Genomic DNA, 2,886 nt, shown 5'->3' on the forward strand with positions numbered 1-2,886 from the left:
CCACCGTCAGGTCCTCGAACGGCGCCTGCGGAACGACCAGGTCCCGCTTGGCGTAGCCGACCAGGTTCTCCACGATCCCCTTCGACTCCGGATCGTTCGCCTCGCACCAGTCGGGCCGAAAGCCGTATTCTCTGAACTTTGATCTTGGCGTTCGGAGGTGGTCGACCAGCTCCTATTTGAGGATGCGGTTGGGGTCGCTGCCTGGGGCGAATCCTGCGAGTTTGCTGGGGTCGCGGTCGGTTTCGGTGTCCTCTTCCCAGCCAACGGCATGGGCGATGACGTAGTCCTGGTCGAGGCCCGTCTCCAAGATGAGGCAGTGGACGCCATCGTGGAGACCGGTGTTCTCTGCTCTGATCAGGGCGGTTTCGGCCTCGGTGGCGCAGCGGATGACCAGGCCGCTGTACTCGATCCTGACCTTCATGGCCCGGACGGGTTTGAAGACGATGTCGATGCGGGTGCTGCGAGTGCTGTTCAGGGTGGGTGTTCGTGTGCGCAGCAGCAGCTGGCTGTGGCTGATCGTGTAGGCCCAGACGGTGAAGTCGCGGTCGGAGCGGAAGAGCTCCGCGCCGGGGGTGAAACGGTCGTCTGTGTTGAGCCAGTCAGATGCGAGCATGCGCGGATTTTTCCAGCGTCGTGGCCGCTCCGCCAGCCGGCCCAGGCTCATGGGGCGTCCGGTGTTCGAGGCATCCCGAGGTTGACCGCCAGGCGTCCGGAGGAACGTCGGTCGACCTGAGCGAGTTTGTCCTGGGCGCCAGCGAGGCTGACCTGGAGTCCTTCGACTTCGCCGAGCCAGCCTTCGCGTTGGGCTTCGGTGATGCGGGCGAGGAGGTTGTCGCGGATCTCGATCAGGCGGTCTCGCTGGGCGGGGTCGGGCCAGAGCATGGGGCAGCGAACGCATGCGTGTTCGTGGATGCAGGGGGTGGAGAAGGCGCGTCCGCAGGTGCCGATGGAGACCTTGCGGCGTTCGAAGTGGCCAAGGAACTCGGTCCATTCCTCATCGGTCGGGGACCGATATTCCTCGGTGGGGCGCAGGGCTCGGCGGCGGGCCAGGAAGGCCAGGTGGGCTTGGATTGCCTCGTCGGGATAGACGGCCTTGTAGCCCATCGTGACGTTGATGTCCTGGTGGCCGGCGATGACCTGGGCGATGTGCGGTGGGAGGCCGGAGAGGACGGCATCGGTGATGAACAGGCGCCGAAAGTCGTGCGGGGTGAAGCGGAGCGGCCCGCCGGTGGTCGGGTCGATGAGACCAGTGTGGGTAAGGGCGGCGTCGAGCAAGTCGCGGATGGAGTGCGTACTCATGGCCCGGTGCTCATGCCCGTAGTGCCGTTGGAAGAGCAGCGGTGCGGGATCGGACCAGACGCGTTCGAGCTGGTCATAGCGTGCAACGAGCGGGATCGAGCCAGCTTGGTCGCGGATGCGCTGGATGATCGTTGAGAGGACGTCGGCGAGTTCGGGGCTGGGACCAGGAGCCGTTCGGCGTCGGTCTTGGAGGGGGCGATCTGCAGGAGTGGGACGAGTTCCCCGGTGGTGGGGAGCCGGTATTGCACCAGGCTGTGGTGAGAGAGTTCGGTCAGCTCCTCAACGCGGATGCCGGTGGCGCGCAGCACCTCGATGGCTGCCCATCCCCAGAACGCTCGCTCTTCCTCGCGCCCGAGGTCACGGCGCTGGCCGGTGCCGGGCTCTTCAGCCCAGATCTTGGTGGAGGCCGAACGGGACGGCTGAACGCGGATCAGCGTCTGGCCGGAGGCAGTGAAGGACGCTCCGGGCTCGGTGCTGCGGGCGGCGTCGAGCAGGGCAGCGGCGCCCTTGCGCCGTTGGTCGGCGGTGCGGGCCAGGGTCGGCAGGACGGGAAGACGTTCGCGGGTGCGGGCGTCCATGCGGGACTTGCGCTGGCGTTTGTCTTTGCGGCGGTTGATCTCCTCGGCGCCGACCGGGCAGGGCACGACCCACGGTCCCCAGCGGGCCGGGTCCTCGACCGCCCAATGAGCCAGGTCGAGGTAGAACGCCCGGACCGGCGTGAGGCATTCGCGGTAGTTGATCCTGCGGATCTCGGTGGCGGCCTTGCTGCCATCAGGGGTCTGGATGGTCTTGGTGTAGGTCCGCAGCCGCTGCTTCCATGCGTCAGCGACCTGGGCGGGCAGGTGGAGGCTGGTGATCTCGGGGTGGTGGCGTTTGATGTCGGACCAGAACGTGCCGACCAGATAGCCGGCCAGTGACTCCAGGCTGTTGTAGTCCAGAGCGGGTTGGCGTTCGCGCAGGTAGTCGATGAGTAGGTCGCGAACGGGCCCGCAGGTGATCTCGTAGCGGTCGACCATCTCCTCAGGGGTGCGCTGTCCGGCGGTGCGGAGCTCGCGCAGGGTCGGTGGAGCCTGGTCGTCGAATACCCCCCATGGTCTTCAAGAGCCGATAGAACAGGCTGGTGGCACCGACGCTGGTGCCGTGGGCATGCGCCTCGTGCTCCAGCAGTTCCAGGACGTCACCGGGGGCGATGTCGCTGATCGTGCCGCCTTTCGCGGCCAGGATCAGGGTGGTGCGATAGAGCGTCCGAGTCTGGGCCGCCTTGGAGCGGAACCTGTCAAACCGGATGAGACGTCAGACTACTTGGTGGTTTGTGGTGGAGTGTCGTTCTGCAGCGTGGTGGGTGGCTGGTTGATCCACACCTTGGCCGGTAGTGCCGGCGGGTAGGGGCGTCGACCGCGGAACCGGTCGGGATGGGCCAGGAAGGCCGCGTGGAGAGTGGCGATCCGCTGGGCCTGGATCAGGGCTGAAGCGTTCTCATGTCGTGAGACCGAGTAGTTGAAGGCCGTCGGTTGGGTGGCTGCGGTAGTGGTCGGTGGCAGCGGCGATGTTGGTCCAGCCGAGCAGGCGTGCCAAGCCGATGGCCAG

Annotated in this window: 3 protein-coding genes; all 3 read right to left on the reverse strand. The window is 66.5% G+C overall.

What is annotated here, in order from left to right; genetic code table 11:
- Positions 1 to 172: 172 nt before the first annotated feature.
- From ACTWPV_RS49580 to ACTWPV_RS49590, 3 genes are read right to left on the reverse strand one after another with little or no spacing between them, the layout of a single operon-like run.
- On the reverse strand, positions 173 to 664 hold the full coding sequence (locus ACTWPV_RS49580; RefSeq protein WP_443157211.1) for a hypothetical protein: 492 nt from the start codon (positions 662 to 664) through the stop codon (positions 173 to 175).
- Complete coding sequence (locus tag ACTWPV_RS49585) at positions 661 to 1,299, reverse strand: tyrosine-type recombinase/integrase (RefSeq protein ID WP_443157212.1); 639 nt, start codon at positions 1,297 to 1,299, stop codon at positions 661 to 663. Before ACTWPV_RS49585 ends, ACTWPV_RS49580 begins: the two co-directional genes overlap by 4 nt.
- Complete coding sequence (locus ACTWPV_RS49590) at positions 1,296 to 2,315, reverse strand: hypothetical protein (protein ID WP_443157213.1); 1,020 nt, start codon at positions 2,313 to 2,315, stop codon at positions 1,296 to 1,298. Before ACTWPV_RS49590 ends, ACTWPV_RS49585 begins: the two co-directional genes overlap by 4 nt.
- Positions 2,316 to 2,886: the final 571 nt, after the last annotated feature.

It is taken from the genome of Nonomuraea sp. KM88 (assembly GCF_052245635.1).
Classification (GTDB): Bacteria; Actinomycetota; Actinomycetes; order Streptosporangiales; family Streptosporangiaceae; genus Nonomuraea.

Excerpts from the sequence above, each read along its gene's own strand:
- ACTWPV_RS49590 (WP_443157213.1), bottom strand. The coding sequence starts at position 2,315 with ATGGTCGACCGCTACGAGATCACCTGCGGGCCCGTTCGCGACCTACTC.
- ACTWPV_RS49580 (WP_443157211.1), bottom strand. The coding sequence starts at position 664 with ATGAGCCTGGGCCGGCTGGCGGAGCGGCCACGACGCTGGAAAAATCCG.
- ACTWPV_RS49585 (WP_443157212.1), bottom strand. The coding sequence starts at position 1,299 with ATGAGTACGCACTCCATCCGCGACTTGCTCGACGCCGCCCTTACCCAC.